This is a genomic window from Moraxella pluranimalium (assembly GCF_002014825.1).
GTDB classification, from domain to species: Bacteria; Pseudomonadota; Gammaproteobacteria; order Pseudomonadales; family Moraxellaceae; genus Moraxella; species Moraxella pluranimalium.
Map to the genome: position 1 here is coordinate 37,599 of NZ_MUYU01000002.1, position 24,879 is coordinate 62,477.

At 44.6% G+C, this 24,879-nt stretch carries 24 protein-coding genes and 1 tRNA gene; 12 read left to right on the forward strand and 13 right to left on the reverse strand.

The window, feature by feature from the left end; all coding sequences use genetic code 11:
* Positions 1-303: 303 nt before the first annotated feature.
* The gene (locus B0680_RS00355) at positions 304-780 is read left to right on the forward strand and encodes a hypothetical protein (protein WP_078253070.1); all 477 of its coding nucleotides are present in this window, start codon (positions 304-306) and stop codon (positions 778-780) included.
* A gap of 368 nt (positions 781-1,148) precedes the next feature.
* Here the strand turns inward: B0680_RS00355 and B0680_RS00360 are convergent, their stop codons facing one another.
* Positions 1,149-1,496, reverse strand: coding sequence for a hypothetical protein (locus tag B0680_RS00360; RefSeq protein WP_078253071.1), 348 nt, complete (start codon positions 1,494-1,496; stop codon positions 1,149-1,151).
* Positions 1,497-1,874: 378 nt separating this feature from the next.
* Here B0680_RS00360 and B0680_RS00365 point away from each other — a divergent pair, with 378 nt between their 5' ends.
* From B0680_RS00365 to ybeY, 7 genes are all read left to right on the forward strand, one after another.
* Complete coding sequence (locus B0680_RS00365; protein WP_211271235.1) at positions 1,875-3,116, forward strand: MBOAT family O-acyltransferase; 1,242 nt, start codon at positions 1,875-1,877, stop codon at positions 3,114-3,116.
* Positions 3,117-3,132: 16 nt separating this feature from the next.
* Positions 3,133-4,401 (forward strand): DHHW family protein, encoded by a 1,269-nt coding sequence (locus tag B0680_RS00370; RefSeq protein ID WP_078253073.1) that lies wholly within the window; start codon positions 3,133-3,135, stop codon positions 4,399-4,401.
* An 8-nt stretch (positions 4,402-4,409) separates the two neighbouring features.
* The gene (locus B0680_RS00375; protein WP_078253074.1) at positions 4,410-5,750 is read left to right on the forward strand and encodes a GDSL-type esterase/lipase family protein; all 1,341 of its coding nucleotides are present in this window, start codon (positions 4,410-4,412) and stop codon (positions 5,748-5,750) included.
* 172 nt (positions 5,751-5,922) lie between these two features.
* Positions 5,923-6,007 (forward strand) — tRNA-Leu (locus B0680_RS00380).
* A gap of 135 nt (positions 6,008-6,142) precedes the next feature.
* Positions 6,143-6,541 (forward strand): diacylglycerol kinase, encoded by a 399-nt coding sequence (locus tag B0680_RS00385; RefSeq protein WP_078253075.1) that lies wholly within the window; start codon positions 6,143-6,145, stop codon positions 6,539-6,541.
* 36 nt (positions 6,542-6,577) lie between these two features.
* Positions 6,578-7,642 (forward strand): PhoH family protein, encoded by a 1,065-nt coding sequence (locus tag B0680_RS00390; protein WP_078253076.1) that lies wholly within the window; start codon positions 6,578-6,580, stop codon positions 7,640-7,642.
* A complete protein-coding gene (gene ybeY / locus B0680_RS00395) occupies positions 7,639-8,181 on the forward strand; it encodes an rRNA maturation RNase YbeY (RefSeq protein WP_078253077.1) in 543 nt (180 codons plus the stop codon). Before B0680_RS00390 ends, ybeY begins: the two co-directional genes overlap by 4 nt.
* A 59-nt stretch (positions 8,182-8,240) precedes the next feature.
* Here ybeY and pyrF read toward each other — a convergent pair whose 3' ends face one another.
* The 10 genes from pyrF to ppsA all read right to left on the reverse strand — a co-directional run bounded on the left by pyrF (position 8,241) and on the right by ppsA (position 17,794).
* Positions 8,241-8,930, reverse strand: a complete 690-nt coding sequence (gene pyrF / locus B0680_RS00400) for an orotidine-5'-phosphate decarboxylase (RefSeq protein ID WP_078253078.1) — start codon at positions 8,928-8,930, stop codon at positions 8,241-8,243.
* A 71-nt stretch (positions 8,931-9,001) separates the two neighbouring features.
* On the reverse strand, positions 9,002-9,394 hold the full coding sequence (locus tag B0680_RS00405; protein WP_078253079.1) for a lipopolysaccharide assembly protein LapA domain-containing protein: 393 nt from the start codon (positions 9,392-9,394) through the stop codon (positions 9,002-9,004).
* 26 nt (positions 9,395-9,420) lie between these two features.
* Complete coding sequence (locus tag B0680_RS00410) at positions 9,421-9,726, reverse strand: HU family DNA-binding protein (RefSeq protein WP_078253080.1); 306 nt, start codon at positions 9,724-9,726, stop codon at positions 9,421-9,423.
* Positions 9,727-9,959: 233 nt separating this feature from the next.
* On the reverse strand, positions 9,960-11,639 hold the full coding sequence (rpsA, locus tag B0680_RS00415; RefSeq protein WP_169835321.1) for a 30S ribosomal protein S1: 1,680 nt from the start codon (positions 11,637-11,639) through the stop codon (positions 9,960-9,962).
* Positions 11,640-11,866: 227 nt separating this feature from the next.
* Complete coding sequence (gene cmk, locus B0680_RS10690; RefSeq protein ID WP_143821311.1) at positions 11,867-12,586, reverse strand: (d)CMP kinase; 720 nt, start codon at positions 12,584-12,586, stop codon at positions 11,867-11,869.
* A gap of 27 nt (positions 12,587-12,613) precedes the next feature.
* Complete coding sequence (tadA, locus tag B0680_RS10695; protein WP_407661984.1) at positions 12,614-13,216, reverse strand: tRNA adenosine(34) deaminase TadA; 603 nt, start codon at positions 13,214-13,216, stop codon at positions 12,614-12,616.
* A complete protein-coding gene (gene ung, locus B0680_RS00425; RefSeq protein ID WP_078253082.1) occupies positions 13,179-13,895 on the reverse strand; it encodes a uracil-DNA glycosylase in 717 nt (238 codons plus the stop codon). Before ung ends, tadA begins: the two co-directional genes overlap by 38 nt.
* On the reverse strand, positions 13,892-14,821 hold the full coding sequence (locus B0680_RS00430) for an RDD family protein (protein ID WP_078253083.1): 930 nt from the start codon (positions 14,819-14,821) through the stop codon (positions 13,892-13,894). Before B0680_RS00430 ends, ung begins: the two co-directional genes overlap by 4 nt.
* Positions 14,822-14,923: 102 nt before the next feature.
* Positions 14,924-15,346, reverse strand: coding sequence for a DUF6636 domain-containing protein (locus B0680_RS00435; protein WP_078253084.1), 423 nt, complete (start codon positions 15,344-15,346; stop codon positions 14,924-14,926).
* A 72-nt stretch (positions 15,347-15,418) separates the two neighbouring features.
* Entirely contained in the window at positions 15,419-17,794 is a 2,376-nt protein-coding gene (ppsA, locus tag B0680_RS00440; RefSeq protein ID WP_078253085.1) for a phosphoenolpyruvate synthase, read from the reverse strand.
* A 350-nt stretch (positions 17,795-18,144) separates the two neighbouring features.
* On the opposite strand from ppsA, the gene ppsR reads away from it, so the two are divergent.
* From ppsR to sthA, 3 genes are all read left to right on the forward strand, one after another.
* On the forward strand, positions 18,145-19,008 hold the full coding sequence (ppsR, locus tag B0680_RS00445) for a posphoenolpyruvate synthetase regulatory kinase/phosphorylase PpsR (RefSeq protein WP_078253086.1): 864 nt from the start codon (positions 18,145-18,147) through the stop codon (positions 19,006-19,008).
* Between the two features lie 48 nt (positions 19,009-19,056).
* Positions 19,057-19,419, forward strand: coding sequence for a DUF4377 domain-containing protein (locus B0680_RS00450; protein ID WP_078253087.1), 363 nt, complete (start codon positions 19,057-19,059; stop codon positions 19,417-19,419).
* A 65-nt stretch (positions 19,420-19,484) separates the two neighbouring features.
* Positions 19,485-21,026 (forward strand): Si-specific NAD(P)(+) transhydrogenase, encoded by a 1,542-nt coding sequence (sthA, locus tag B0680_RS00455; protein ID WP_407661987.1) that lies wholly within the window; start codon positions 19,485-19,487, stop codon positions 21,024-21,026.
* A 229-nt stretch (positions 21,027-21,255) separates the two neighbouring features.
* Here the strand turns inward: sthA and B0680_RS00460 are convergent, their stop codons facing one another.
* Positions 21,256-22,140, reverse strand: a complete 885-nt coding sequence (locus tag B0680_RS00460) for a mechanosensitive ion channel family protein (protein WP_228143722.1) — start codon at positions 22,138-22,140, stop codon at positions 21,256-21,258.
* Positions 22,141-22,360: 220 nt separating this feature from the next.
* Positions 22,361-23,587 (reverse strand): Mrp/NBP35 family ATP-binding protein, encoded by a 1,227-nt coding sequence (locus B0680_RS00465; protein WP_078253090.1) that lies wholly within the window; start codon positions 23,585-23,587, stop codon positions 22,361-22,363.
* A 176-nt stretch (positions 23,588-23,763) separates the two neighbouring features.
* Between B0680_RS00465 and queA the strand changes: the two genes are divergently transcribed.
* Complete coding sequence (gene queA, locus B0680_RS00470) at positions 23,764-24,834, forward strand: tRNA preQ1(34) S-adenosylmethionine ribosyltransferase-isomerase QueA (RefSeq protein WP_078253091.1); 1,071 nt, start codon at positions 23,764-23,766, stop codon at positions 24,832-24,834.
* Positions 24,835-24,879: the final 45 nt, after the last annotated feature.

The window sequence follows — 24,879 nt, forward strand, 5'->3', positions numbered from 1 at the left end:
TGCCGAGCCCAAGCCGATTACTTGACGATGATTAATCCACAGTCAGTTTATGGCTTTTGGCTAAAAACAGCATTTATAAACCAAATCCAATTATTATACCGATTGCTGAGTGTTGTTGCAATGAAATCTGAGTGATAATCAGCAAATATTGTATGATTTTTACACTTTTATACATAAAGTCGGAATTTATCCGTCAATATCATGCTTTTTTACTATTTTATAACAATAAGTTTGCCAAGATATAATTGCAAATATCACCAAAAAGTTTTAAACTCATATCAATTAAATTTCTAAGGATGTGTTATGAAAAAATTCGCCATCGTCGCACTTACGCTTGCTAGCACCACAGCATTTGCCAATGAGCTAACCAACTACGATTTGCCAACGCCACAAACGCTGGTTCAGTACAATTTTGGTGCTTATAATGTCAATAACGGTGTCGTCACCCCACTTCAAAACAACACCATCTCTCGTGGCAACCCAAATCATCGCCTATGCTGGACTGTCATTGCGCCTGTGCCAATGTTCACACAGACCGTCAGCGCCAAAGAGACCATCACATCACCAGTAGGCGGCAGCTTCACAGATGGTCAGTCTATTGTCCAATCATCCATCGATGGCACGCACCATGTGGTCAGCAGTATGATTACACCGATTGGCGGTACTATCCTTGAGCGTTGCTGGCAGTTCAACACGAGCGACCCACTTGGCAAATACACCCTAAGCAGTGAGTTTAATGGTGAAGTCATGCCAATGCGTGAGTTTACTGTGGTTGAGTGATTATTTTTCTAATCTTATAAATTAGATAAATTAATAACATCAATTCGCCATACACTTCCGTGTAATATCATGATTCAATGCACCCATCCATTCGTTGGGTGCATTTTTATTGGCATCTCGGGCGCTACCCACCCCACCCACCCAAAAATCAGCGACAAATGCTTTGTCTTGTTTGGCAAGACTTAACAGATGTTCTTTTTGGGAACCGATTTTTGTGTTGGTCGTCTAGTAAATGGTGTTGCTTTGGTATTTGGCGATGGTGCTCGGCTTAGCAGGCGTGGTGCCAGCAGGGTTATTAACTTTGGACATATCACCCTCTTTGAAAATGGATTTAAAAATTTAAAAAAACGCCCTAATTGGGCGTTTGATTATTTATTTTGTTGCTGTTTAGCTTTTTCAGCAGCTTCGCGCTCAGCTTTTTCTTTGGCACGGCGGGCACGGCGCTCATCTGCCTCTTGACTGTTTTTGATGATATTTGCGTGCATCTCTGGTGGGTATTTCGCCAATACCTCTTCCAGGCTTGCACGAGGGAGTTCACCAGCCATCCCTCCGTGAACAAGCCCACCCTCGCTGCAGCTTGGCAAGCTCCCACAAGTATAACCATGCCCTAGTACATAGGAACCAGTCTCCGTCTTAGAAAATGGCACGCCTTTATTGGTACTAGCACAGCCGATCATAGCGAACGCCAATAGCGAGATAGCAATCATAGGTTTCATCAACATTACCTCTATTTTGTCTTTGAGTTTGGTTTAAAATACAACATTAACTGCCAAATAGTCAACTAATTAATTCCTTTAAAAAGCATAGACTTAATCCACATTAATGAACTAAACAGTAGCTTTATATTTACTTTTATTTTGTTTGGAATTAAAATAGTAACATTTGTAACATAATTTTACTCAAAGTATATTCCGAAATAACTTGGCAGGTGTCTCTTGGTCTTTTCAAGTTTAGTCTTTATCTTTTTATTCCTTCCGTTGGTGTTGATACTATATTACACCTCACCCTCTCTAAAGCTGAAAAACTGGATTTTGGTTATTTCATCCATCATTTTTTATGCTTGGGGTGAGCCTGTTTGGGTGATTTTGCTGTTGATGTCAGCCACAGTGGACTATTGGAATGGACGACTCATTGACAAATTCAGAGGCAAGCCACTTGCCAAACTTGGTCTATTCAACACGATGGTATTTAATATTGGCTGTTTGGCAATCTTTAAATACAGTGGATTTTTGACCGAGAACTTCAATGCCATCACCGGTCTATCAGTGCCCGTGCCAAGTTTTGCACTGCCGGTTGGTATTTCATTTTATGTATTCATGTCCATTTCATACACCATCGATGTATGGCGTGGTGAAGTCAAAGCCCAAAAATCTTTTGCTTCGTTCTTGGTGTATATCGCAAACTTCCATCATTTGGTTGCAGGTCCTATCATTCGCTATGGTCATATCGCCAAAGAGATTACTGAGCGTTATTTCAAATGGTCTGACTTTAGCGATGGTATCAACCGCTTCTCAAAAGGCTTGTTCAAAAAAGTCTTTATTGCCAATACCGCAGGCGCACTCGCAGTGCCTTTGCTAGCTCAAGATATGGAGAGTGCTACCGTATTGGGCGTATGGCTTGGTGTTGTGCTATTCTCACTACAAATCTATTTTGACTTTTCGGGTTATTCCGATATGGCAATTGGTCTTGGTAAGATGTTTGGCTTTCATTACCATGAGAACTTCAAGCACCCTTATACCGCCAAATCCATCACGGACTTTTGGAGAAGATGGCATATTTCACTATCAAGCTTCTTCAGAGACTATGTCTATATCCCGTTGGGCGGTAATCGCTACAAACAAGTTCGCAACATCTTAGTTGTTTGGATGCTGACTGGTATTTGGCATGGAGCAAGCTGGAACTTCATAATTTGGGGTCTATACTTCGGCATTCTACTGCTTATCGAAAAATTCTTCCTTGCCAAAATTTTGGACAAGCTGCCATCAATTTTCCAACACAGTTACGCATTATTCTTCATTGTTGTTGGTTGGGCGATTTTCTATTTCACAGATTTGCAACAGCTATTAGACAATCTGAAGATTATGTTTGGATTAACTGCCGTTCCGCTATCAGATTATGAGGATTATTCAATCATTAGCTCAAATCTGTACTGGTTCATTTTTGCCTTGGTTGTCTGCTGGCCTGTGCATCGCAAAATGCGTGAAGCTATCGAAAAATATGGCTCACCAACCGCGCTTGCTGCTGCCGACTTTATCCAAACGATTATCTATCTAGGTTGTGCGATTGCACTGTTGGTGGGTAGCACCTACAATCCATTTATTTACTTTAGATTCTAATTTAAGGAAGTAATCGATGAAAAAGAAAATTGACATCCTTAATTCAGTATTATTTACCACTGTTACGATTGCTGGCGGTATCATCTTTTGGGTGATGCCACAGCAAACAGTGTCAACTGATGAGAATCGCGAGCTAAAAAAACAACCCGTTGCGACAATGGAGTCGGTTTTTTCGGGTAAATACGGCAAGGATTTTGAAGAGTTTTATAACGACCATTTTCCTTGGCGTAATGATTGGATGGAAGTAGCTAGCCAAATTGACACCGTTAAAGGTATCAAAAATCAAGAGTTTCGTGTCATCAATACACCAACCGAACAAGCCACTCCTACTGCACCAACCGCCCAAGCTGCCGAAAAAGTCGATATTAACAAGGCAATTGCCGAAGAAGAGGCACTGGAAGCAGAATTTAGCAAAGTTCGTGGTGTGATCGTTGTTAATGGTCGCGTGGTACAAAACTTTGCAGGCTCCAAAGCAACCATTTCTCCATTTGTAGATATGCTCAACACGTATCGCAATACACTGCCTGCTACTGTAACTATGTACGCCATGATGATCCCTGCAGGTAGTGATTATTACCTACCAAAACAGGTAAATAATGGTGTCAAGAAGGAAAAAGAAAGTATTGACTTATTTAACACCCTAATTGACCCTAGAATCATCCCTGTGCCTGCATATGAGGAAACGTGGCCGCACAAAAATGAGTACATCATGTTCCGCACAGACCATCACTGGACGGGCTTGGGTGCTTATTATGCCTATCGAGCTTTTGCAACGAGTGCAGGCATGACACCATTAGAATTATCTCAAATGCAGCATGTCACCACCGAAGGCACTTTTTTGGGTAGCTTATTTAACTACACCAAAGACCAAGAGCTCAAGAAAAATCCTGACACATTGGATTATTACAAAATTCCAGGCGATTATACCGTTACCATCTATCCAAAGAGCAATCCTAAAGGCATTCCTGGCCAGCTATTGGTTGAAAACTCCAAAAGCTATGGCGTTTTCTTAGGTGGTGACTGGCCTTTAACGCATATTAAAAATAACCAACCACAAAACAACAAAAAATTACTCGTAGTCAAAGATTCTTTCGGGAATGCTCTCAGTACGTATCTAGGTTACCACTATAGTGACGTTTATGTAATAGACTATCGTCATTTTAAAGGCAATATACCTCAATTTATCGCCGAAAATGGCATTACAGACTTCCTGTATGCACACAACACATTTGCAGCCAATTCTAAAGCCGTGGTAAAATACGGCACGCAAATGCTTAAAAACTAAAGGTTAATATGAATTCATCTAAAAAAATCATCCCATTATTTGGCTTGGGCGCCGCTCTATTGTCATCGTCTGCTCTAGCAAACAACAATGGCATTACCACAACAATCGTCAAGCACGATCCTAATGCTGCGATTACGATCACCAATAGCGCCCCTGCTTTTACTACCAACGCTGGCAATACGGTGGCAACCAAAGAGTATGTTCCTTTGGAGCCAAATGCACCATATAACATCAATCATCATCTCAATCGCATTGAGAATGCAAACGAAAAAACATTGGGTAGCCTTTTGACCAAATGGCGATCAAACGACCAACCTATCGTTGTCGCTCACTTCGGTGACTCACACATCCAAACCGGCTGGCAAGTGGGCGCAATCCGTAAGGCATTTCAGCAAGAGCGTGGCAATGCCGGTCGAGGCATGATTTTCCCCTACTCAATCGCCAAAACCTATTCGCAAGAAGACTATTCAAGCAGCTTTACCGGCACTTGGAAAACTTCAAATAGCATCTACCAACCACCAAAAATCGGCGTTGGTATTTCAGGCTTTGTAGCAACAACCCAAAGTGCGCATGCGCAGGTCAACTTTGCTTTTAGCAAATCAAGTCAAGAACTAGGCAACGTTCAAGCTAAGCTACTATTTAGAGCTTTGAATGGTAGTTACAACATCACCATGAGCAATGACTACACAAGCCAAACCAAGACTGTAGATAGCCAATTTGGCGACCCTACACAAGAAATCGTTTTTGACTTGCCAAATTCTAGCAAAGACCTAAAAATCACGATTGAAAAGAACGGCTCAAGCAATTCAACATTTGAGTTTCATGGGCTAGACCTAAGAAATCCAAATTCCAAAAATGGCGTTGTCTATCACAACCTAGGTGTTGGTGGCGCTGCTTATACCGCTCTTTTGCAACAAAAATTCTTTGAAGAGCAATTTGCAAATCTAAAAGCGGATTTGGTTGTGCTTGATTGGGGCACCAATGACGTAATTTACACAAACAAAATTGCTGATAATTTTGAAAGTAATGTTCGTAAAACCATCCGCAAAGTACGTAGCATCAACCCTAATGCCGCCATTGTATTGCCTAGCGTACAAGAGGCACGCTTTAAAGGTCGCAACATCACTGTGTCAGAAGATTATGAAGCGTTAATGCGTCGTATTGCGTTCGAGGAAGGCTGTCTGTATTATGACTGGTATAACATTTCTGGCGGTCATAACTCGGTCAATCTGTGGAAGGATCTAGGCTTTGCCTCAAAAGACACCATCCACCTAAACGGCAAAGGATATCGTGTACGCGCACAACTATTTGCAAATGCAATGCTATCAACACTAGATGCTTACAAATAATTGCTTTATCCCAAAAAACCTGTATTTGACTTAGTTGGATACAGGTTTTTTATTAAGATACTGCATTATTCAATAAACAATCACAAAAAACACTTGCCAAATAAAATTTTTCGGTTATAATAGTCGCCATCAAGACGATAAGTAGATTGCAAAGCGTGCTTGAACCCAACATGGGGTCGTGGCGGAATTGGTAGACGCACTGGATTTAGGTTCCAGCGCCGCGAGGTGTGAGAGTTCGAGTCTCTCCGACCCCACCATATATCAGGCTCACATTCTTTTTGGATGTGAGTTTTTTATTGCCTATTTTCCGGTCAAAATTCATAAAATCACTTTGAGAAATCAACAATCCTTTATATAATAAGACATCACTATTTATTCTGATTGGTATCTCAATGTCCAACCAAAATACCTACGCCAACCAAATGAAAGGCAAAACAGGCATCCGCCGTGTCATCAAGGCAACCGGCTATTCGATTGATGGCTTTAAGGCAGCCTACAAAAGTGAAGCAGCCTTTCGCCAAGTGGCATGGCTCAATCTCATCTTGGCGACTGCCTTGATTTTTTTGCCATTTAGCCTACCTGTCAAGATGATTTTATTACTTGTATCGGCGCTCTCTGTCATCGTTGAGCTATTTAATACAGGGCTAGAAGCAGCGATTGACCGCATTTCCGATGAATTTCATCCCCTATCCAAAGTCGCCAAAGATGTCGGCTCTGCTGCCCAGCTTGTTGTTTTGACCTTGCAATTTATCGTTTGGGCGATGGCGATTTATCAAGCTTATGTTGCTTAATCTTAGCTTTTTATTTGATTTATAAGGATTAATTTTTTGAGCATTACTCGCACCATTACTCTGACCCTAAGCCCGCACGAACAGCGTACCTTAGTCGGCGAATATAACAAACACTTAAAATACATTCAAGAACGCCTAGAAGTCCAAATCACGCATCGCCAAGATAAATTTGTCATTACAGGCGCACTCACATCAGTTGAGCGAGCTGAGATTATTTTGACCAAGCTTGCCGAACTTGCCCAAGAACAAGATGACATCGACGGCGAACAACTGCATCTGATTATCCAATCAAGCCTATCTCGTGAGCATGAGCAAGCTGAACACACAAGTCCACAAGGCTTTGGCGATGTCACCCTACGCACTCGCAAAGGTAAAATCACGCCGCGCGGCTATAATCAACAGCAATATGTCAAAAAAATTCTTGTCTCTGACATCTCATTTGGTGTCGGCCCTGCTGGTACGGGTAAGACCTATCTTGCGGTGGCTTGTGCGGTTGATATGATGGAGCGTGGCGAGATTGAGCGGATTTTGCTTGTGCGTCCTGCGGTTGAAGCAGGCGAAAAACTGGGCTTTTTGCCGGGCGATTTGACCCAAAAAATCGACCCGTATCTACGCCCCCTATACGATGCACTCTATGAGATGCTCGGCTTTGAAAAAGTTGGTAAACTACTCGAACGCCAAATCATCGAAGTCGCCCCACTTGCCTATATGCGTGGTCGTACGCTGAATAATTCTTTTGTCATCTTGGATGAAGCGCAAAACACCACACCTGAGCAGATGAAGATGTTTTTGACTCGTCTTGGCTTTGGTTCTCGTGCGGTCATCACAGGCGATATGACGCAGGTGGACTTGCCACGGGGTCATAAGTCAGGTCTGGCGCAGGCCCTACAAATCCTATCAAAAATCGATGAAATTCACATCACTCGCTTTGATAGCAAAGATGTCGTACGCCATCATTTGGTACAAAAAATCGTTCAGGCTTATGATGCTTTTGATGAAGAGCAAGAAAAGCTACAAGCTGAGCGCAAAGCACTGCGACTGGCAGAACAACAGGCCAAACAAGCCCAAGACAATCAAGAAAATACCGAGAGCCAATCATGAGCCATCAAGTTTTTGTGAGTTTTGCTGAGCAGTTAGCCGATGAGCAAGTAGCTGTTTATGATGCTATTGATTTTGAGCATATCTTGACACACACGCTTGATGTGATGACACGCAAATTAAGTGATGGCGTAGAGTTTCGCTATTTTGTAGATGCACAAGCCTATTGGGATAAGCCAAAATCGCTTGGCATCTATGTCACTGACGATGTCGAAGGCAGACAGCTCAATCTCGATGCTCGTGGCAAGGATTATGCCACCAATGTACTATCTTATCCAAGTGAATTGCCTGCGTTTATGATGAGTGAGCTGCCAGAGATTGAGCTTGGCGAGTTGATTTTTTGCCACCAAGTGGTACAAAAAGAAGCTGATGAACAATGCAAGACTTTTGAGCATCATTTTACGCATTTGATTGTGCATGGTATTTTGCACTTATTGGGCTTTGACCATGAAATTAGCGATGCCGATGCCGATGAGATGGAAGGCTTTGAGATTGAGATTTTGGCAGGATTAGGGATTGACAATCCCTATCTTGAGCAGTAAACACATTCACAACATAAAGCCCTTGTAGATACATCAAGGGCTTTATTATTACGCACGCATCAAATCTGCGACAAAATCAGCTTTAGCTTCTCATTTGGATTATCCGCACCAGTAATAGAGCGTCCGATTACCAGATAATCTGAGCCATTTGCCAAAGCATCACTTGGTGTACAAATGCGCTTTTGGTCATCTTTGGCATCATCATTTAGGCGAATACCCGGAGTGACAAGCTTAAAATCAGCACCAAACTGCTGTTTTAGCATCTTGCTCTCTTGAGCTGAGCAGACCACACCATCTAAGCCTGCTTGATGTGTCAGCCCTGCCAAATGCAGCACCTGCTCACTTGCCGTACGAGCAATGCCAAGCTCGGCTAAGTTGGCATCCGTCATCGATGTCAACACCGTCACAGCGATCAGTAGTGTATCATAACCCCCCGCTGTCAATCGCTCCTTACATAGGCGCATCGCATCCGTGCCGACACTGGCATGAATATTAGTCATCCACACACCCATATCAGCGGCCGATAGCACCGCTTGCGCTGTGGTATTGGGGATGTCATGGAATTTCAGATCCAAAAACACTTCAAATCCACGCTGATGAAATGCCTTGACCACATCCACACCACAGACGGTAAACAGCTCTTTACCCACCTTTAGACGGCATAGCGACGGATCTAAACTATCCGCCAGCACCAAAGCATCAGTTAAATTGTGCTTATCCACCGCAACAATCACAGGTGATGTACTCATAATTCACTCCAAAATCAAAATTCAAGCAATAAAAAACCGTCTGTTTCAACGGTTTTTATTTTATCATACTTTTATGATGACGTATGGTTTACTTGCTGTTGTGGTGCATTGACCGTCGTCTCAGTCATCGCAGCCAAAGTGTCATTTTGGCGAGCCAATTCAAGCTGTTTAGCTTGCTCGGCAAGCTTTAGATTGGCATCGGTCAATTGCCCTTGGATGGTATTGACTTCTTTTTTCAAGCGGCTGATTTCCCACTTGTTTTGTAGCACGCGGAATAGCAATAGCGCCAACAGAACGCCAATTAACACGCCCAAGAAAATGGTCGCAACAAGCACCAAGCCAAGACTCATGTTGGCAACTTGTGAAAATAGCAAATTAACGGTCACTGCTTGATTGTTCAGCACGACCAATGCCAGTGAATATGCAAAAGCAATAACCAATAAAACAATAAGAACAATATGCATAATAAACTCAGAGTTATAATAATGGATTAATCATTGATGGCATTGACAGATTCACGCAGTGCTTTACCCGGTTTGAAAAATGGTACAGCTTTTGCACCGACAGACACCTTCTCACCTGTGCGTGGATTGCGTGCTTCACGAGCTTCACGATGATGTAAGCAAAAGCTACCAAAACCACGAATTTCGATACGCCCATCATGCACGAGCTCATCGACCATCATCGCAAGAATCAATCGAACAGCTTCATCGACGATATGCTCTTCTAGCCCATCCGCATTTGCTGCCAAATTAGAAATCAAATCAGATTTATTGATTACCGCTTGCGCTTGCATACATCCTACCTTTTACACTGCAAAATCATTTGTCAAAAATTACAAATCATTGTGGGATTGGTTAATGATAGCCCAAAACCTACAAAAAGTGAATGGATTTTTTGTTAAAATTCATCAAATTAGTCAATTATTTAGCAGTTGGTTATATTCATTGGCTTAATCACCGAAATTTTTCTTATCAATGACAAAAAGCGATGAGTCAAACCCATCGCTTTTTTTGCAAAGACAATCAATTAGCCTTTTAGTGCATCACCAAAGATGTCACCAAGAGTTTTTGGTTGTGCTTCAGCAGGTTGAGCATTTGATAGCTCTTTGATTGCTTGACGCTCATCTGCTTCATCTTTTGCCTTGATTGATAGGCTGATGCTACGAGATTTGCGGTCAGTACCAACAATCTTCGCTTCAACTTCATCACCAACGCTTAGTACTTTAGAAGCATCTTCGGTACGCTCACGAGCGATGTCCGCTGCGCGTAGGTAGCCTTCAACTTCGTCAGCCAAAGTGATCACTGCACCTTTTGCATCAACTTCTTTTACTGTGCCTTTAACGATTGCACCACGGTCATTTGCCAATAGGTATTCGTTAAATGGATCAGAGTTTAGTTGCTTGATGCCTAGGCTGATGCGGTTTGCTTCTGCATCTACTGACAATACAACAGCTTCTACTGTGTCGCCTTTTGAGTAGTTGCGGATTGCTTCTTCGCCAGCTTCAGTCCAAGAGATGTCTGATAGGTGAACTAGACCGTCGATACCACCTTCTAGGCCGATGAATAGACCAAAGTCAGTGATAGACTTGATAGTACCGCTGATTTTTTGACCTTTTTCGTGGTTCTTATCAAACTCTTCCCATGGGTTTGGCATGGTTTGTTTGATACCTAGGCTGATACGACGACGCTCGCCATCGATCTCAAGAACCATCACATTCACTTCGTCGCCCACTTGAACAACTTTTGATGGGTGGATGTTCTTGTTGGTGTGATCCATTTCAGATACGTGTACTAGACCTTCGATGCCTTCAGCGATTTCAGCGAAGCAGCCGTAGTCAGTTAGGTTGGTTACACGAGCTTTGGTGATTGTGCCAACTGGATAAGTTTTTTCAACTTCGTTCCATGGATCAGTACCAAGTTGTTTTAGACCTAGGCTAACACGGTTACGCTCACGGTCGAACTTCAATACTTTAACTTTTAGGTCTTGACCAACTTCAACAGCTTCTGATGGGTGCTTGATACGCTTCCAAGCCATGTCAGTGATGTGTAGAAGACCATCGATGCCGCCTAGATCAACGAATGCACCGTAGTCAGTTAGGTTCTTAACGATACCTTCTACTTCCATGCCTTCTTCTAGTTTGGCTAGTAGTTCATCACGCTCTGCTGAGTTTTCAGCTTCCATAACGGCACGGCGAGATACCACGATGTTGTTGCGTTGCTTGTCGATCTTGATAACTTTGAACTCAAGCTCTTTGCCTTCTAGGTGAGTAGTTTCGCGAACTGGGCGAACATCTACTAGAGAACCTGGTAGGAATGCACGTACTGAACCGATTTCAACAGTGAAACCGCCTTTAACTTTAGATGAGATAACACCTTTAACGATTTCGTCGTTTTCGTGCAATTGCTCAAGCGCACGCCAGCTTTCTTCACGCTTCGCTTTTTCGCGTGAAAGCACAGTTTGACCCATGCCATTGTCCACAGCTTCAACAACCACATCGATGCTGTCGCCTACTGCTACTTCAAGCTCGCCAGCTTCGTTTAGGAACTCTTCACGAGCAACGATGCCTTCAGACTTAAGACCAGTGTCCACTGTAATCCAATCGCTGTCGATCGCAACCACAGTACCTGAAATCACTGAGCCACGCTCAATGTTAAGACCTTGTTCTGATTGGCTTGCTTCAAACAGTTCAGCAAATGATACCATTATGTTTACCTTAAAAATATTGCCACAGCCTGCCAGCACAGTGTGGTTCAGTTAAGCATGACGCCAAGCATTGCTGGATTTTCACTTCGCTCACGCATTAAAAAATATAAACCGCATTATTTTACATCATTTTTTAACAAAAATCACCCAATTTTTATGATTTTTTGGGTGGTTTTGATAAAGATTTTGATCAATTGGTCAAATTTTATCGTCATTCGTCGCTTGTTGGGTTAATTTGGCAAATTTACCCCTTTGCTTTGGCAAAATGCTCGCACTTTTTCATATACTTGCTCCGCATTCAACTCCGAGCTATCAAGCACCAGCGCATCATCAGCAGGCTTGGACGGTGCGACACTGCGGTTTTGGTCACGCTCATCACGAGCCACAATCTCCGCCAAAATCGCTTCATAATCTGCCGCCTTGCCCGCTTGTGTCAGCTGAGATACGCGGCGGTCGGCTCGTGCTTTGGCACTTGCGGTTAAAAATACCTTGACAGGCGCATCAGGGAAAATCACCGTACCCATGTCACGACCATCGGCAATCAGCCCGCCACGCTTTGCCATATCTCGCTGAACATCAAACAGTGCCGTACGCACCTTTGGAAATACCGCCACTTTTGATGCATAGCCACCGACCGTTTCGTTACGAATATCATCGACCAATGGCTCACCATTGACCAAAATCTCAACCATCTTGGTTTCGTGATTAATCACAAAAGCTAAGTTTAATGACTGTGTTAATTTTTCTAATTGATTTTCTAGGTCAGGTGTCGCATCACTCAATAAATTTGCCTTATGTGCTAACAATCCAATAATGCGATATAACGCACCACTGTCAAGCAAGCTAAAGCCAAGCTCATCTGCCAAGCGATATGCCAATGTGCCTTTGCCTGCGCCACTTGGCCCATCGATACAGATGACTGGATGTGGGTATTGATGAGTTGTCGTCATAATAAGCTCTTATTTGTAATGATTTAATTAAACTTTACTAATTGCCATCTGTTTTGCTAGGCGTTTATCCGCGCGTCTTTGCGCAAAAAATTGGCTAAGCATCTGCGAACATTCGCACGCGAGCAGCCCATGCGATACCGTCGCCTGATGATTATAAAACCCCATTTGGCTAAGGTCTAGCTGACTGCCGACTACGCCTGATTTTGGCTCAAAAGTAGCAAACACAATCCGAGCAACCCGAGCATGAACCAACGCCCCAAAGCACATGGTGCACGGCTCAAGCGTCACATACAGCGTCGTCTGTGGCGGCAGGCGATAGTTATTAAGCTGAGTGCAAGCATCCCTGAGTGCCACAATCTCGGCGTGTGCCGTCGGGTCATGCGATAAAATCGGCTGATTAAATCCCTTGCCAATCACCTGACCATCATGCACGAGTATCGCACCGACGGGGATTTCACCCGCCATTGCACCTTTTTTGGCTTCATCGATGGCCAGCCTCATCATAGCAACATCAAAGCCCTGCCAAAACTGATGGTTTGACAGCTTGATAGCCTGCCAATCAAGCTGATGCATCGATGGACACAAAGGCTGATTATTGTGGCAACTGCCAATCAATGGGGGTCTTGCCATGGCGTATTAGATACTCATTGGTCTTGGAAAATGGGCGAGTGCCAAAAAACCCACCCCGATTGGCAGATAGTGGCGATGGGTGATTGGCGGTCAGCACCAAATGGCGTGATGTGTCAATAAATCGCCCTTTATTTTTGGCATAACTGCCCCATAGAATAAAAACCGTCCGTTCGGTTTGTTCGTTCAGCACTTGGATGGCATAATCAGTAAATTCTTCCCACCCCCGTCGCTGATGGCTACCTGCCATTCCCGCCTCGACAGTCAGTGTGGCATTGAGCAGTAGCACGCCCTGCCTTGCCCAAGATGACAAATCGCCATGTGCACTGACTGCAATACCAAGGTCAGCGGCAAGCTCTTTTAGGATATTTTGTAGGCTTGGTGGCTTAGGAATAATCTTAGGCACGCTAAACGATAGCCCCATCGCCTGCCCTGCGCCATGATACGGGTCTTGCCCCAAAATCACTACCTTGACTTGCGACAATGGTGTTAGATGAAAGGCATTAAAAATCTGATTTTTTGGCGGATAGATTTGCTTGCCATCTTGATAAGCAGATTGCAAAAACACCCGCAATGCATCCATCTGAGCGCCAAGTAGCGCGGGTGCTAGCGCCATTTTCCAATCTTCGGGCAGCTGTACTCGTGCGAGCATTGCTTGCTCGGCTTGTGTGTATTGCATCATTTTGTCTTTGCCTTGAATGGGCGTGACGATGTCTTGACCACCACTGTGCCTGCCAGTTTATCATGCCAGCCTTGTCTTTGGTGGTTACGCCCTGCGATAAAATAGTTAATCATTAATAAAATCAATGATAAGTTAATCGGTACAGGCAGGCCTGATGCCAATTGATAAATCACAAACAGCACGCCAACACGCACAATCACTCGTTTAAAGAAACTTGGTATTTCAAAAGTCTTGGCATCCACTGTGCGGATACCCGCCACCATCTTGCCAAAGGACTGCCCACGAGCAATAATCAAAATCAGCTGAATCACCACATACGCCATCAACAGTGCTGTGGTCAAAGTCATCGTCTGCGGGCTAATCTGTGCGGCAAGCTCTTGAGCGTATGCCATACGAGTGGCAAAATCACCGGTATTTAGCTTGACAGGGTCGGGGTTTAGCGACATGAAATTTTGTAAAAATGGCAACAATGTCAGCAAAAACAACACAAAATTAACCATCACCGCCATAAATCGTGCGCCAATCGTCGCATAGACGATATCACCCGTCGCCTGTGTACGCACTTGCGGTTGTGGTGTGGCGGTTGGTTGCTGCGCCGTACTTGGCTCTTTACGGCCGTATAGCTCGGCGACGCTCACACGCTTATTGGCATCTTGTTTTGGCAATGCGTTATCCGTTGGTCGAAAATCAGGATTATCGCCAAAGCTTTTGACTTCTCGTACGGTAGGCTTAGCAGGTGCTACTTGACCGACAGGCTCATAGCGATATTGGTTGTTGGTCAAATCGCCCAAGCGTTGCCACCCACTCATACCCGAATGCCACGCCAAATCATCAAGCAACACTTCGCCTGATGCCAACATGGTATTGAGCTCATCAAGGGTATAAGGCCCTGCTTGTACATTATTTCTTGCCAAATAGATTTTCATAAACTGCCTAACTTTTTAATTTGGTAATTGTCTATTGTAAACCAAAATGCCAAAAAAACAAGGTATTCACCCGTAGTAAATACCTTGTCATATGCCATTGTATCAAAAAATTCTTTGGCGTTTTCGGCTTAAGAAAAACCCACGCCCACGAGTATTTTTACAAGTTAATCCCGATTTTTGGCTTGTGCACGACCAGCCATTGCCACGCACGGTTTGACCATAGTTAAGCACCATCATCTCATCAGGGTGAATGTATGGATAATCCGAATAGCATTCAAGCTCGGCTTTTTTGCGGTTCAGCGTAAATCGACCACCCCAATCCAGTGGACACCAGTCAGGCATTGGTCTGGCAGGCTTACTATTGCTGCGCTCTATGATATCACAGGTGACACCTGATGTACTATGTGCCATATCACCACCACAGATGATATTGCCCGATGGCGTTTTGAAATATACTTCTGCGTTTGACACCATGCTCACAGACAGCAAAGCAATAGCGGTGATTATTACACGATAACTTTTCATCAATATCATAAATAGCTCTCACATGGCAAAACAGCACAGGCGTCGCCCATGCTGTTTTTTTGGATGAATGGCTTATGACTTGTTCTTGTCATCCGCTAGGAATAGCCAAGTATCTAGCACAGTATCAGGGTTTAGCGATACCGAGCTAATGCCTTGTTCCATCAGCCAATACGCTAGGTCTGGATGGTCTGATGGGCCTTGACCGCAGATACCGACATATTTGCCTTGCGCACGGCAGGCGTCGATGGCGATTTTTAGCAGTTTCTTAACCGCTGGGTCACGCTCATCAAACAGATGCGATACGATGCCTGAGTCACGGTCTAGACCAAGTGTCAGCTGTGTCAAGTCGTTTGAACCGATTGAGAAACCATCAAAGTATTGCAAGAACTCATCCGCCAAAATCGCATTGGTCGGTAGCTCACACATCATGATGATTTCAAGACCATTTTCGCCACGCTTCAAGCCATTTTTCTCAAGTAATTCAATCACTTGCTTAGCTTCGCCTGTGGTACGCACAAATGGAATCATGATTTTGACATTGGTCAAGCCCATATCGTCGCGCACATATTTTAGCGCACGGCACTCAAGCTCAAAGCAGTCACGGAAATTATCCGATACATAGCGAGACGCACCACGGAAACCAAGCATTGGGTTCTCTTCTGATGGCTCATACAGCTTACCGCCGATTAGGTTGGCATATTCATTTGACTTAAAGTCAGACATACGCACAATCACAGGCTTATTGCGGAACGCCACCGCCAAAGTTGAGATACCTTCAATCAGCTTATTGATGTAGAACTCAACTGGTGAGTTGTAGCCTGCCATACGCTCTTGAACAGCTTGTACTGTCTCTTGTGGTAGGCTGTCGATGTTTAGTAGTGCTTTTGGATGCACGCCAATCATACGGTTGATGATGAACTCAAGACGAGCCAAGCCCACGCCCTCATTTGGGATTTGAGCAAAGTCAAAGGCACGGTCAGGGTTACCCACGTTCATCATCACCTTAAACGCAAGCTCTGGCATGGTGCTGATTGAGTTACGCTGTACTTCAAAGTCTAGCAAGCCTTCATAAATAAAGCCGGTATCACCTTCTGCGCACGATACAGTGACTTCTTGACCATCGACCAACACTTCGGTGGCATTGCCCGAGCCGACGATAGCAGGCACGCCCAATTCACGAGCGATAATCGCCGCATGGCAAGTACGACCACCACGGTTGGTGATAATCGCTGATGCACGCTTCATCACTGGTTCCCAATCTGGGTCAGTCATGTCAGAGACAAGCACATCACCATCTTGGACTTTGCTCATTTCATTCAAATTGGTGACGATACGCACTTTACCACTGCCCACACGCTGACCGATTGAGCGACCTTCGGTGAGTACTTTAGCGCCTTTTGAGTTGATGATATAGCGCTCCATATGGTTCTTATCTTGGCGAGATTTGACCGTTTCTGGACGCGCTTGTACGATGAAGATTTCGCCTGTATCACCATCTTTTGCCCACTCGATATCCATCGGCTGACCATAATGTTTCTCAATGATCAATGCTTGCTTAGCAAGGCGAGTTAGCTCATCGGTATTTAGGGCAAATTGGTTGCGGTCTGCTTTATCAACATCAACGATTTTGGTTGACTTGGTGGTGCTACCTTCATCGCCATAGACCATTTTCTTTTGTTTTGAGCCAAGATTACGGCGTACGACCGCAGGACGGTTTTGTTCTAGTAGGGCTTTTGATAGATAAAATTCATCAGGGTTCACCGCGCCTTGAACGACCATCTCGCCTAGGCCATAGCTTGCGGTGATAAATACCACTTCATCAAAGCCAGACTCGGTATCTAGCGTAAACATCACGCCTGATGTACCCGTCTCTGAACGCACCATACGCTGAATACCTGCTGACAGCGCCACGCCTGCGTGCTCAAAGCCCTTGTGCACACGATATGCAATCGCACGGTCATTATATAGTGATGCAAATACTTCTTTGATAGCAATCAATACATTGTCAATGCCACGAATGTTCAAGAAAGTCTCTTGCTGACCGGCAAATGACGCATCAGGCAAGTCTTCTGCTGTCGCTGATGAACGCACCGCCACAGCGATGTCTTGACCGCCTGATAGCTCGGCAAATGCTGCACGGATTTCATCTTCTAGGTCTTTTGGCAATTCTTGGTCAATGACCCAGCCACGAATCTTAGCACCTGTTTGGGCAAGCAATTCTACATCATCAACATCCAAGCCTTTTAGCTCAGCATTGATTTTGTCAAGCAAACCCGTTTCGTTCAAAAAGCGGTTAAAGGCATCGGCAGTGGTCGCAAAACCATTTGGCACATTCACGCCCAAATTACCCAAGTGGCTAATCATCTCACCGAGTGATGAGTTTTTGCCACCAACCAATTCAACATCATCTTTACCCAGTTGATTAAATGGGATGACTTGCTTGCTCATAAATAACTCCAATAAAAGTTGGCATTGTCTCAAGATGCGCCCAAAATAATTTTTTGGCATATTTTTTATAAAGATAAGTTATAAAAAAATCGGCACACTCAAGAAATCTGTAAGATTTTGTCGATTATAACCACAAAAAATTGAATACTCAATCCATTTATCAATTTATTTTTGATAAAAATAGTGGTATTTTTATTATAAATAGATTTGCTATTGATTTTTGGTAATTTTTATGATTTTTGTAAACTTATGTATGATAACTGATATTAGCACGCATTGACAAATTAGGTACAAAATCAGTTTTTGTGCTATACTTAGGGCAATATCGTCCAGTTATAGGTGAATATGACATGTATGTCCACACCCCCACCCCAAGCCAAGAACCAAAAAAACTTGTCCGCAGTGCGTTTTTTATTTCTGATGGTACTGCCATCACCGCCGAAACGCTTGGCAAATCACTACTAAGCCAATTTGCCGATGTGGAATTTGACATTCAAGTCATCCCCTATGTCGATACCGTCGAGCTTGCCCGCGAAGCCGTCGGCCGCATCAACCAAGCCTATAAAAATACCAATTTACTACCTTTGGTCTTTGACACCATTGTCAGCGATGAGATTCGAGAAGTCATCAACACTGCCACCGCTTGCAACCTTGACATCTATGAAGGGCTCATCACTCGTATCGCCACCGAAATCAATCACAAGCCAAATCCGCACGCAGGCATGGCACACAGTAATGTCGATTCGGACGATTATAAGGCACGCATTGATGCGGTGCATTTTGCACTAGATAATGACGACGGTGCACGCATCACGCATTATGATGGCGCTGATATTATTTTGGTTGGCTTGTCTCGTTCGGGCAAGACGCCAACATCATTGTACCTTGCGCTACAATACGGCATCCGAGCTGCCAACTACCCACTGACCGAAGAAGACCTAGATACCAGCAGCCTGCCCCAAGCGCTCAAAGCCCATAAGCACAAGCTATTTGGTCTAACCATCGACACCGAACGCCTAGTGCGTATCCGCCAAGAGCGTAAAGCAGGCAGCCGTTATGCTAGCCTTGCTCAATGCCAAGCCGAGCAACAGGCGATTCAAGCGATTTATAGCACCCAAAAAATCCCAAATCTGAATGTCTCTGAAATGTCTGTTGAAGAAATTGCCACTCGTATTCTACAAATGACTGGACTAAAACGCCGTATCGGTATGTAACCATTTGAATTTTTGATTGAACTATTGATTGAATTATTGAGAAAAATCATGCTAAAAAAACTTAGCCTAATCACAGCAATCGCCCTATTAACCGCCTGCCAAAGCACACCGCCAAAGCCTGAGCCATTGTATGTGCCAAATATTGCACTACAACCAGCCAAAGTACTAGAAATCCTGCCTAATCGCAGTGTTTGTGATTCATCAAGCCCTATGCAATGCCTGCTGGTCAAAGTCGATGGCACAAGCGATAGCGAGATTTTTGGTATTGGTTTTAATGACATCAAAGGCTTTGAGCCAAAAGTTGGCGTCCGATATAAAATTCGTGCCAGCCAAGAGATTGACCAAAATACCGGCAAGCCAACAGGCTATTGGCAACTTGATGAAATCTTATCACAGCACATCAGCCGATAAGCTTGTTTTGTATATTTATTAATAAGTAAATTTAAGGACAAATCATGACAAAAAAGCGTAAAACCATGCCAACTGACAGCATTGCCAACGCAGAAATTGAAGCCACTGTCATCAGTAGCCAAACCTTTGAGCATGTCGAGCATGACCACCTACACCCTAGCCTAATCAGCCCGCTAGATGGTCAGCGTATCGGTCTAAAGACCCATAAGCACAAAGTCAAGCACGGCTATGAATACGATGCTGTAGTACTCGGTGCAGGCCCTGCCGGTGAAGCTGCGGCGATGAAGCTTGCCAAGTCAGGCTATCGCGTCGCCGTCGTCGATCCACGAGATCAAGTCGGTGGTAACTGTGCACACGTCGGCACTATCCCAAGTAAGGCACTGCGTCAGTCGGTGTTTAACATCATCAGCTTTCGCCGTGACCCACTATTTAGCCAAATCAAGGACAGCTATCAAGTACCGCTAAATAAAGTACTAAGCCGTGCTCGTGAAGTGATTCGCAATCAGGTCAATACACACAAGCTGTTTTATGAGCGTAACCAAATCGAAGTGATTCACGGCTGGGGTAGCTTTGTGGATGCACATACACTTGAGATTTATTCAGGTGAGCTTGAGCCAACTAAGACCATCACCTTTAATGAAGCGGTGATTGCTGTCGGTTCACGCCCTTATCGTCCTGATATCCTAGACTTTGACCATCCACGAGTGTTTGACTCGGACAAGATTTTGCAAATGGATTATGTCGCACGCAAAATCATCATCTATGGCGCAGGTGTCATCGGCTGTGAATATGCGTCAATTTTCACAGGCTTGGGCTATGTCGTTGATTTGATTAATAATAAAGAACAACTACTAAGCTATCTGGACGAAGAAATCTCCGATGCACTTAGCCACGACTTCCGTCAATTTGGCGTGCGTATTCGCAACCACGAAGAGATTGACCACCTTGAGACGCATGATGACTGCGTTATCCTACACCTAAAAAGCGGTAAAAAAATCAAATCAGATGCCATCCTATGGTGTAATGGCCGCTCAGGCAACACGGATAGCCTAAACCTTGAAGCTGTCGGCTTGACCGCCAACAGTCGTGGTCAGCTAGAAGTTGACCAAACTTATCGCACCAGCGTGCCACACATCTATGCTGTCGGTGATGTCATCGGCTGGCCATCATTGGCATCGGCTGCCTATGACCAAGGCCGTAATGCAGCAGGCTTTATGGTGGGTGATGAAGATGCTGAGTTCATTAACAGCGTACCGACAGGCATTTATACCATTCCTGAGATTTCAAGTATCGGCAAGACCGAAGCTGAACTGACCGCTGAACAAATCCCATATGAAGTCGGTCAAGCTTTCTTCCGCCATCTAGCTCGTGCGCAAATCATCGGTGAACGCTCAGGCGTCCTAAAAATCCTATTCCACCGTGAGACGCTAGAGATTCTCGGTATCCATTGCTACGGCAACCACGCATCCGAGATTATCCATATCGGACAAGCGGTGATGAAATGCGGTCATACGCTTGAGTACTTTATCAATACCACATTTAACTACCCAACGATGGCGGAAGCTTATCGTGTCGCCGCCCTAAACGGTATGAACCGAATTTTTTAGGCGATTACCTTTGGCGTCTCCATACGCTGATTTTTGGTAAATTGCGATAAATTGTGGTAATTATAAAAAAAATTCTCGTCACACATATGGCGGGAATTTTTTTAATTTAATAATATTTACTTAGAAATATTAGTTATAGTTTAATATTGATATAAAAAACCCAACAACTCAAATGATTGACATTGTTGGGTTTTGAAACTTGTTTAATAAATTTAATTAACAAACTTAATTAAGCATCCGATGACTTAGCATCTGATTTGTCATCTTTTTGGTCAAGTAGCTTAGCAAGCTTATCCAAGCCTTCAATTTGCACCGTGCGATTTGGGAATGGGATATCAATGCCCGCTTCATCAAAGGCATATTTGGTCTGCTCAAGCAATTCACATTGCAAATCAAACCAATTATCATTGGTCGCCCACACTCTAAGCATCAAATCCACCGAACTTTCACCAAGCGCCGTCACGACAACGGTCGGTTCAGGGTCAGGCAGTGCTTTTGGGTGTGCCTTAGCAAGTGCAATCATCACTTCACGCGCCTGACGAATATCAGCATCATAGCTGATACCCACAGCAATATCGACACGACGGGTCGGCAATGACGAAAAATTGGTGCTTGATGATGTCATGATATCGCCATTTGGGATGATGATTTCATGGTTGTTAGCCGTTCTGATACGAGTATTGACCAGTGTAATATCAAGCACCGTACCTGTCTTGCCACCGACTTCCACCACATCGCCACGGCTAAATGGACGAAAAATCACAATCAGCACGCCTGCTGCTAGGTTTGACAGCTGGTCTTTGAGCGAGACACCGATTGCCACGCCTGCTGCACCCAAGATAGCAACGAATGAGTTGGTATTCACGCCAAGCTTATTGAGCGCCGCCAAAATCACCGCCACAAGCATAATGCCGTACAAGAGATTGCCCAAAAAATTCGCCGCCGTATTATCCATGCGACTGCGAGCCATCAGGCGTTTGGCGATATTGACGATACGCTTACCAATCCATTTACCCACAAAGAAAATCAACAACGCAAGCACGAGCTTACCCGACATATCAATCGCCATCTGCGTCAATGTCGCAATATCAATCGGTATGCCCAGAAATTGCAAGGCATCATTCGTACCGTGCTCAAGCGTTGTTTTGGTCACTTCAGCGGCATGGACAGCGACTTCTTTGGCAGCTTCGGCGGCTTGCTGTGCGTTATCGGCAGCTTCGGCGACCTTTTGGGTGGTCTGCTCCACTGCTTGCTCCACGTCGGCGTCAGACGCCGTTTCAGACTTGGTTGCTTCGCTCATATCTCCCCCATGATGTTTTTATGTGATTGATAAATTAAAAAAACCTACCGGTCGGTTTTTTGGCATATTGTCCAATCGCCGTATCTACTTTGCTAGCGATATCTAGATAATGCTGTCCTAGATGTGCTTGCTGTAGCGCTTGTGGCTCACCTTTATCCATCGATGCACGGATGGACGCATCCAGTGGTAATTGCCCAAGTAGTGGCACGCCATAGCTTGTCGCCATCGCATCACCACCACCACTGCCAAAGATGGCTTCGGTATGACCGCATTGGCTACAGATATGTAGCGCCATATTCTCAACAATACCAAGCACTGGGATACTTGTTTTATTGAACATCTCAATGCCTTTTTTGGCATCGAGTAGCGCAATATGCTGTGGCGTGGTCACAATCACCGCCCCCGTGATAGGGATACGCTGTGCCAATGTCAGCTGAATATCCCCCGTCCCCGGCGGCATATCGATAAGTAGATAATCAAGCGTCGGCCAGTTGGTCTGATTATACAGTTGCATCAGTGCGCCCGTCGCCTTGATGCCACGCCATGCCACAGGCGTATCGTCCGAGTCGATCAGATTGCCAATCGATAGCACTGCAAGTCCATTAGCATCAATCGGCACAAACTGATCATGCTCCACTTGTGGCTTGATACCTGCCACGCCGAGCATCGCAGGGATTGACGGGCCATAGATGTCTGCATCTAGTACACCAACTTTTTTACCAAGCTTTTGTAGTGCTAAAGCCAAATTCACCGTCGTCGTGGATTTACCCACACCGCCCTTACCCGATGCGACGACCACAATGTGCGTGATGCGTGGATGAGCAGCAAGCTCACTTTGCTTGGGTGCAGGTTTGGCAGGCTTAGCATCATCGGCTGACTGTGTCGGTATAGTATCTGCCTGTGGCTGATACGACTGCACGACGGATGATTTTGGCGACTCATTGACTGATTGGGCAGATGACTTATCAAACGGCTTAGGCGCATCTTTGGCATTGGCGATACTTTGCTCGGCAATCGACACATTGATATTCACTTCGGTCACGCCCATCGGATACAGCGTCTGCTGCAGGTCATGATATTCTCGCTCAAGCTCGGCGGTGTCATCACTCATGCCAATACGCATATTCATCGTCAAGACATCACCATCAAGCGTCTGATCCACCACAAAATTCATAAACGGCTGACCGTAGAGCGTCTTGGCATTAAGCACGGCTTGCACTTGTTCGTTTTTTGATTTTTTCTTTTTAAATAAATTAAACATAATCACCTGATTACTCGGATAATCCCGAGAAAATTACTCAAGATTTGACAGTTATTGTCAATTTTAGCACAAATCACAACAAAAATGATGAATTTTGGCACTGACACAAGCAAACTATCCCTAGAGTAAACGGCAGATTTTTGATAAAATAAGCGTTTTTGTTTAAGAATAGCATCATGAGCCACACCGACCAACCCGTCCTTATCAGTGATTATGATTATGACTTGCCCGAAGCACTCATCGCACGCCATCCGCTCGATGCGCGTAGCGGTTCACGACTGCTACACATGGCAGATGGCGTGATTAATGATAAGCAGTTTACCGATTTGGCAGAGCTGTTGTCGGCAAATGATTTGCTAGTGCTTAATGACACCAAAGTCATGAAAGCTCGCCTGCACGGGCAAAAAGCCACAGGCGGCGCAGTCGAAGTGCTGGTCGAACGCCTACTGCCCAATGAAGATGGTCAAGCACCCCATCGTGCACTATGTCATGTACGCTCAAGCCGCTCGCCAAAGGCAGGACAGATGCTTAGCCTTGCTGATGGCAAGATGGGTGCAACCGTGCTTGGCCGTGAAGAAAATCTGTTTGTCCTAGCCTTTGATGCGCCGATTTTGGCAGATTTGGATTGTTATGGTCAGATGCCGATTCCGCCGTATTTTGAGCGTGATGCCGATGAGATGGATGATGAGCGTTATCAGACGGTATTTCATGATCCTGCCAAGACAGGCAGTGTCGCTGCACCGACGGCAAGCCTGCATTTTGATGATGAGTTATTAGCTAAGCTAAAACAAAAAGGGGTTAAAACAGCTTTTGTGACGCTCAATGTCGGCGCAGGGACTTTTGCCCCTGTTAAGGCTGATGATGTGCGTGATCACATCATGCATTCAGAATATGCGCATCTACCCAAAGAGACTGCCGAGCTCATCAACCAAACCAAAGCAAATGGCGGTCGCATCATCGCTGTCGGCACGACGGTCACTCGTACGCTTGAGACCGCTTATTTGCATCGCATTGATGATAGACTTGTCGAATATGCAGGCGATACCAATATCTTTATTTATCCGCCGTATCGCTTTGGGGTAGTGGATTGTTTGGTGACCAATTTTCATTTGCCAAAATCAACCTTGCTGATGCTCGTTTCAGCCTTTGCTGGCACTGATCATATCAAACAAGCTTATCAGCACGCCATTGATCATGGTTATCGCTTTTTTAGCTATGGCGATGCGATGTTTTTGGAAAAAGTGTGATTAATTTATTTAATCTTTTTGTTTAATTTATTTGATGAATTGACA

Excerpts from the sequence above, each read along its gene's own strand:
- B0680_RS00365 (WP_211271235.1), top strand. The coding sequence starts at position 1,875 with ATGTCAGCCACAGTGGACTATTGGAATGGACGACTCATTGACAAATTC.
- ybeY (WP_078253077.1), top strand. The coding sequence starts at position 7,639 with ATGAGCCATCAAGTTTTTGTGAGTTTTGCTGAGCAGTTAGCCGATGAG.
- tadA (WP_407661984.1), bottom strand. The coding sequence starts at position 13,216 with ATGGCAAGACCCCCATTGATTGGCAGTTGCCACAATAATCAGCCTTTG.
- B0680_RS00355 (WP_078253070.1), top strand. The coding sequence starts at position 304 with ATGAAAAAATTCGCCATCGTCGCACTTACGCTTGCTAGCACCACAGCA.
- ppsR (WP_078253086.1), top strand. The coding sequence starts at position 18,145 with ATGTATGTCCACACCCCCACCCCAAGCCAAGAACCAAAAAAACTTGTC.
- B0680_RS00385 (WP_078253075.1), top strand. The coding sequence starts at position 6,143 with ATGTCCAACCAAAATACCTACGCCAACCAAATGAAAGGCAAAACAGGC.
- B0680_RS00360 (WP_078253071.1), bottom strand. The coding sequence starts at position 1,496 with ATGAAACCTATGATTGCTATCTCGCTATTGGCGTTCGCTATGATCGGC.
- B0680_RS00375 (WP_078253074.1), top strand. The coding sequence starts at position 4,410 with ATGAATTCATCTAAAAAAATCATCCCATTATTTGGCTTGGGCGCCGCT.
- cmk (WP_143821311.1), bottom strand. The coding sequence starts at position 12,586 with ATGACGACAACTCATCAATACCCACATCCAGTCATCTGTATCGATGGG.
- B0680_RS00430 (WP_078253083.1), bottom strand. The coding sequence starts at position 14,821 with ATGAAAATCTATTTGGCAAGAAATAATGTACAAGCAGGGCCTTATACC.
- B0680_RS00370 (WP_078253073.1), top strand. The coding sequence starts at position 3,133 with ATGAAAAAGAAAATTGACATCCTTAATTCAGTATTATTTACCACTGTT.
- pyrF (WP_078253078.1), bottom strand. The coding sequence starts at position 8,930 with ATGAGTACATCACCTGTGATTGTTGCGGTGGATAAGCACAATTTAACT.
- ppsA (WP_078253085.1), bottom strand. The coding sequence starts at position 17,794 with ATGAGCAAGCAAGTCATCCCATTTAATCAACTGGGTAAAGATGATGTT.
- sthA (WP_407661987.1), top strand. The coding sequence starts at position 19,485 with ATGCCAACTGACAGCATTGCCAACGCAGAAATTGAAGCCACTGTCATC.
- B0680_RS00405 (WP_078253079.1), bottom strand. The coding sequence starts at position 9,394 with ATGCATATTGTTCTTATTGTTTTATTGGTTATTGCTTTTGCATATTCA.
- B0680_RS00465 (WP_078253090.1), bottom strand. The coding sequence starts at position 23,587 with ATGTTTAATTTATTTAAAAAGAAAAAATCAAAAAACGAACAAGTGCAA.
- queA (WP_078253091.1), top strand. The coding sequence starts at position 23,764 with ATGAGCCACACCGACCAACCCGTCCTTATCAGTGATTATGATTATGAC.
- B0680_RS00435 (WP_078253084.1), bottom strand. The coding sequence starts at position 15,346 with ATGAAAAGTTATCGTGTAATAATCACCGCTATTGCTTTGCTGTCTGTG.
- B0680_RS00410 (WP_078253080.1), bottom strand. The coding sequence starts at position 9,726 with ATGCAAGCGCAAGCGGTAATCAATAAATCTGATTTGATTTCTAATTTG.
- ung (WP_078253082.1), bottom strand. The coding sequence starts at position 13,895 with ATGATGCAATACACACAAGCCGAGCAAGCAATGCTCGCACGAGTACAG.
- B0680_RS00450 (WP_078253087.1), top strand. The coding sequence starts at position 19,057 with ATGCTAAAAAAACTTAGCCTAATCACAGCAATCGCCCTATTAACCGCC.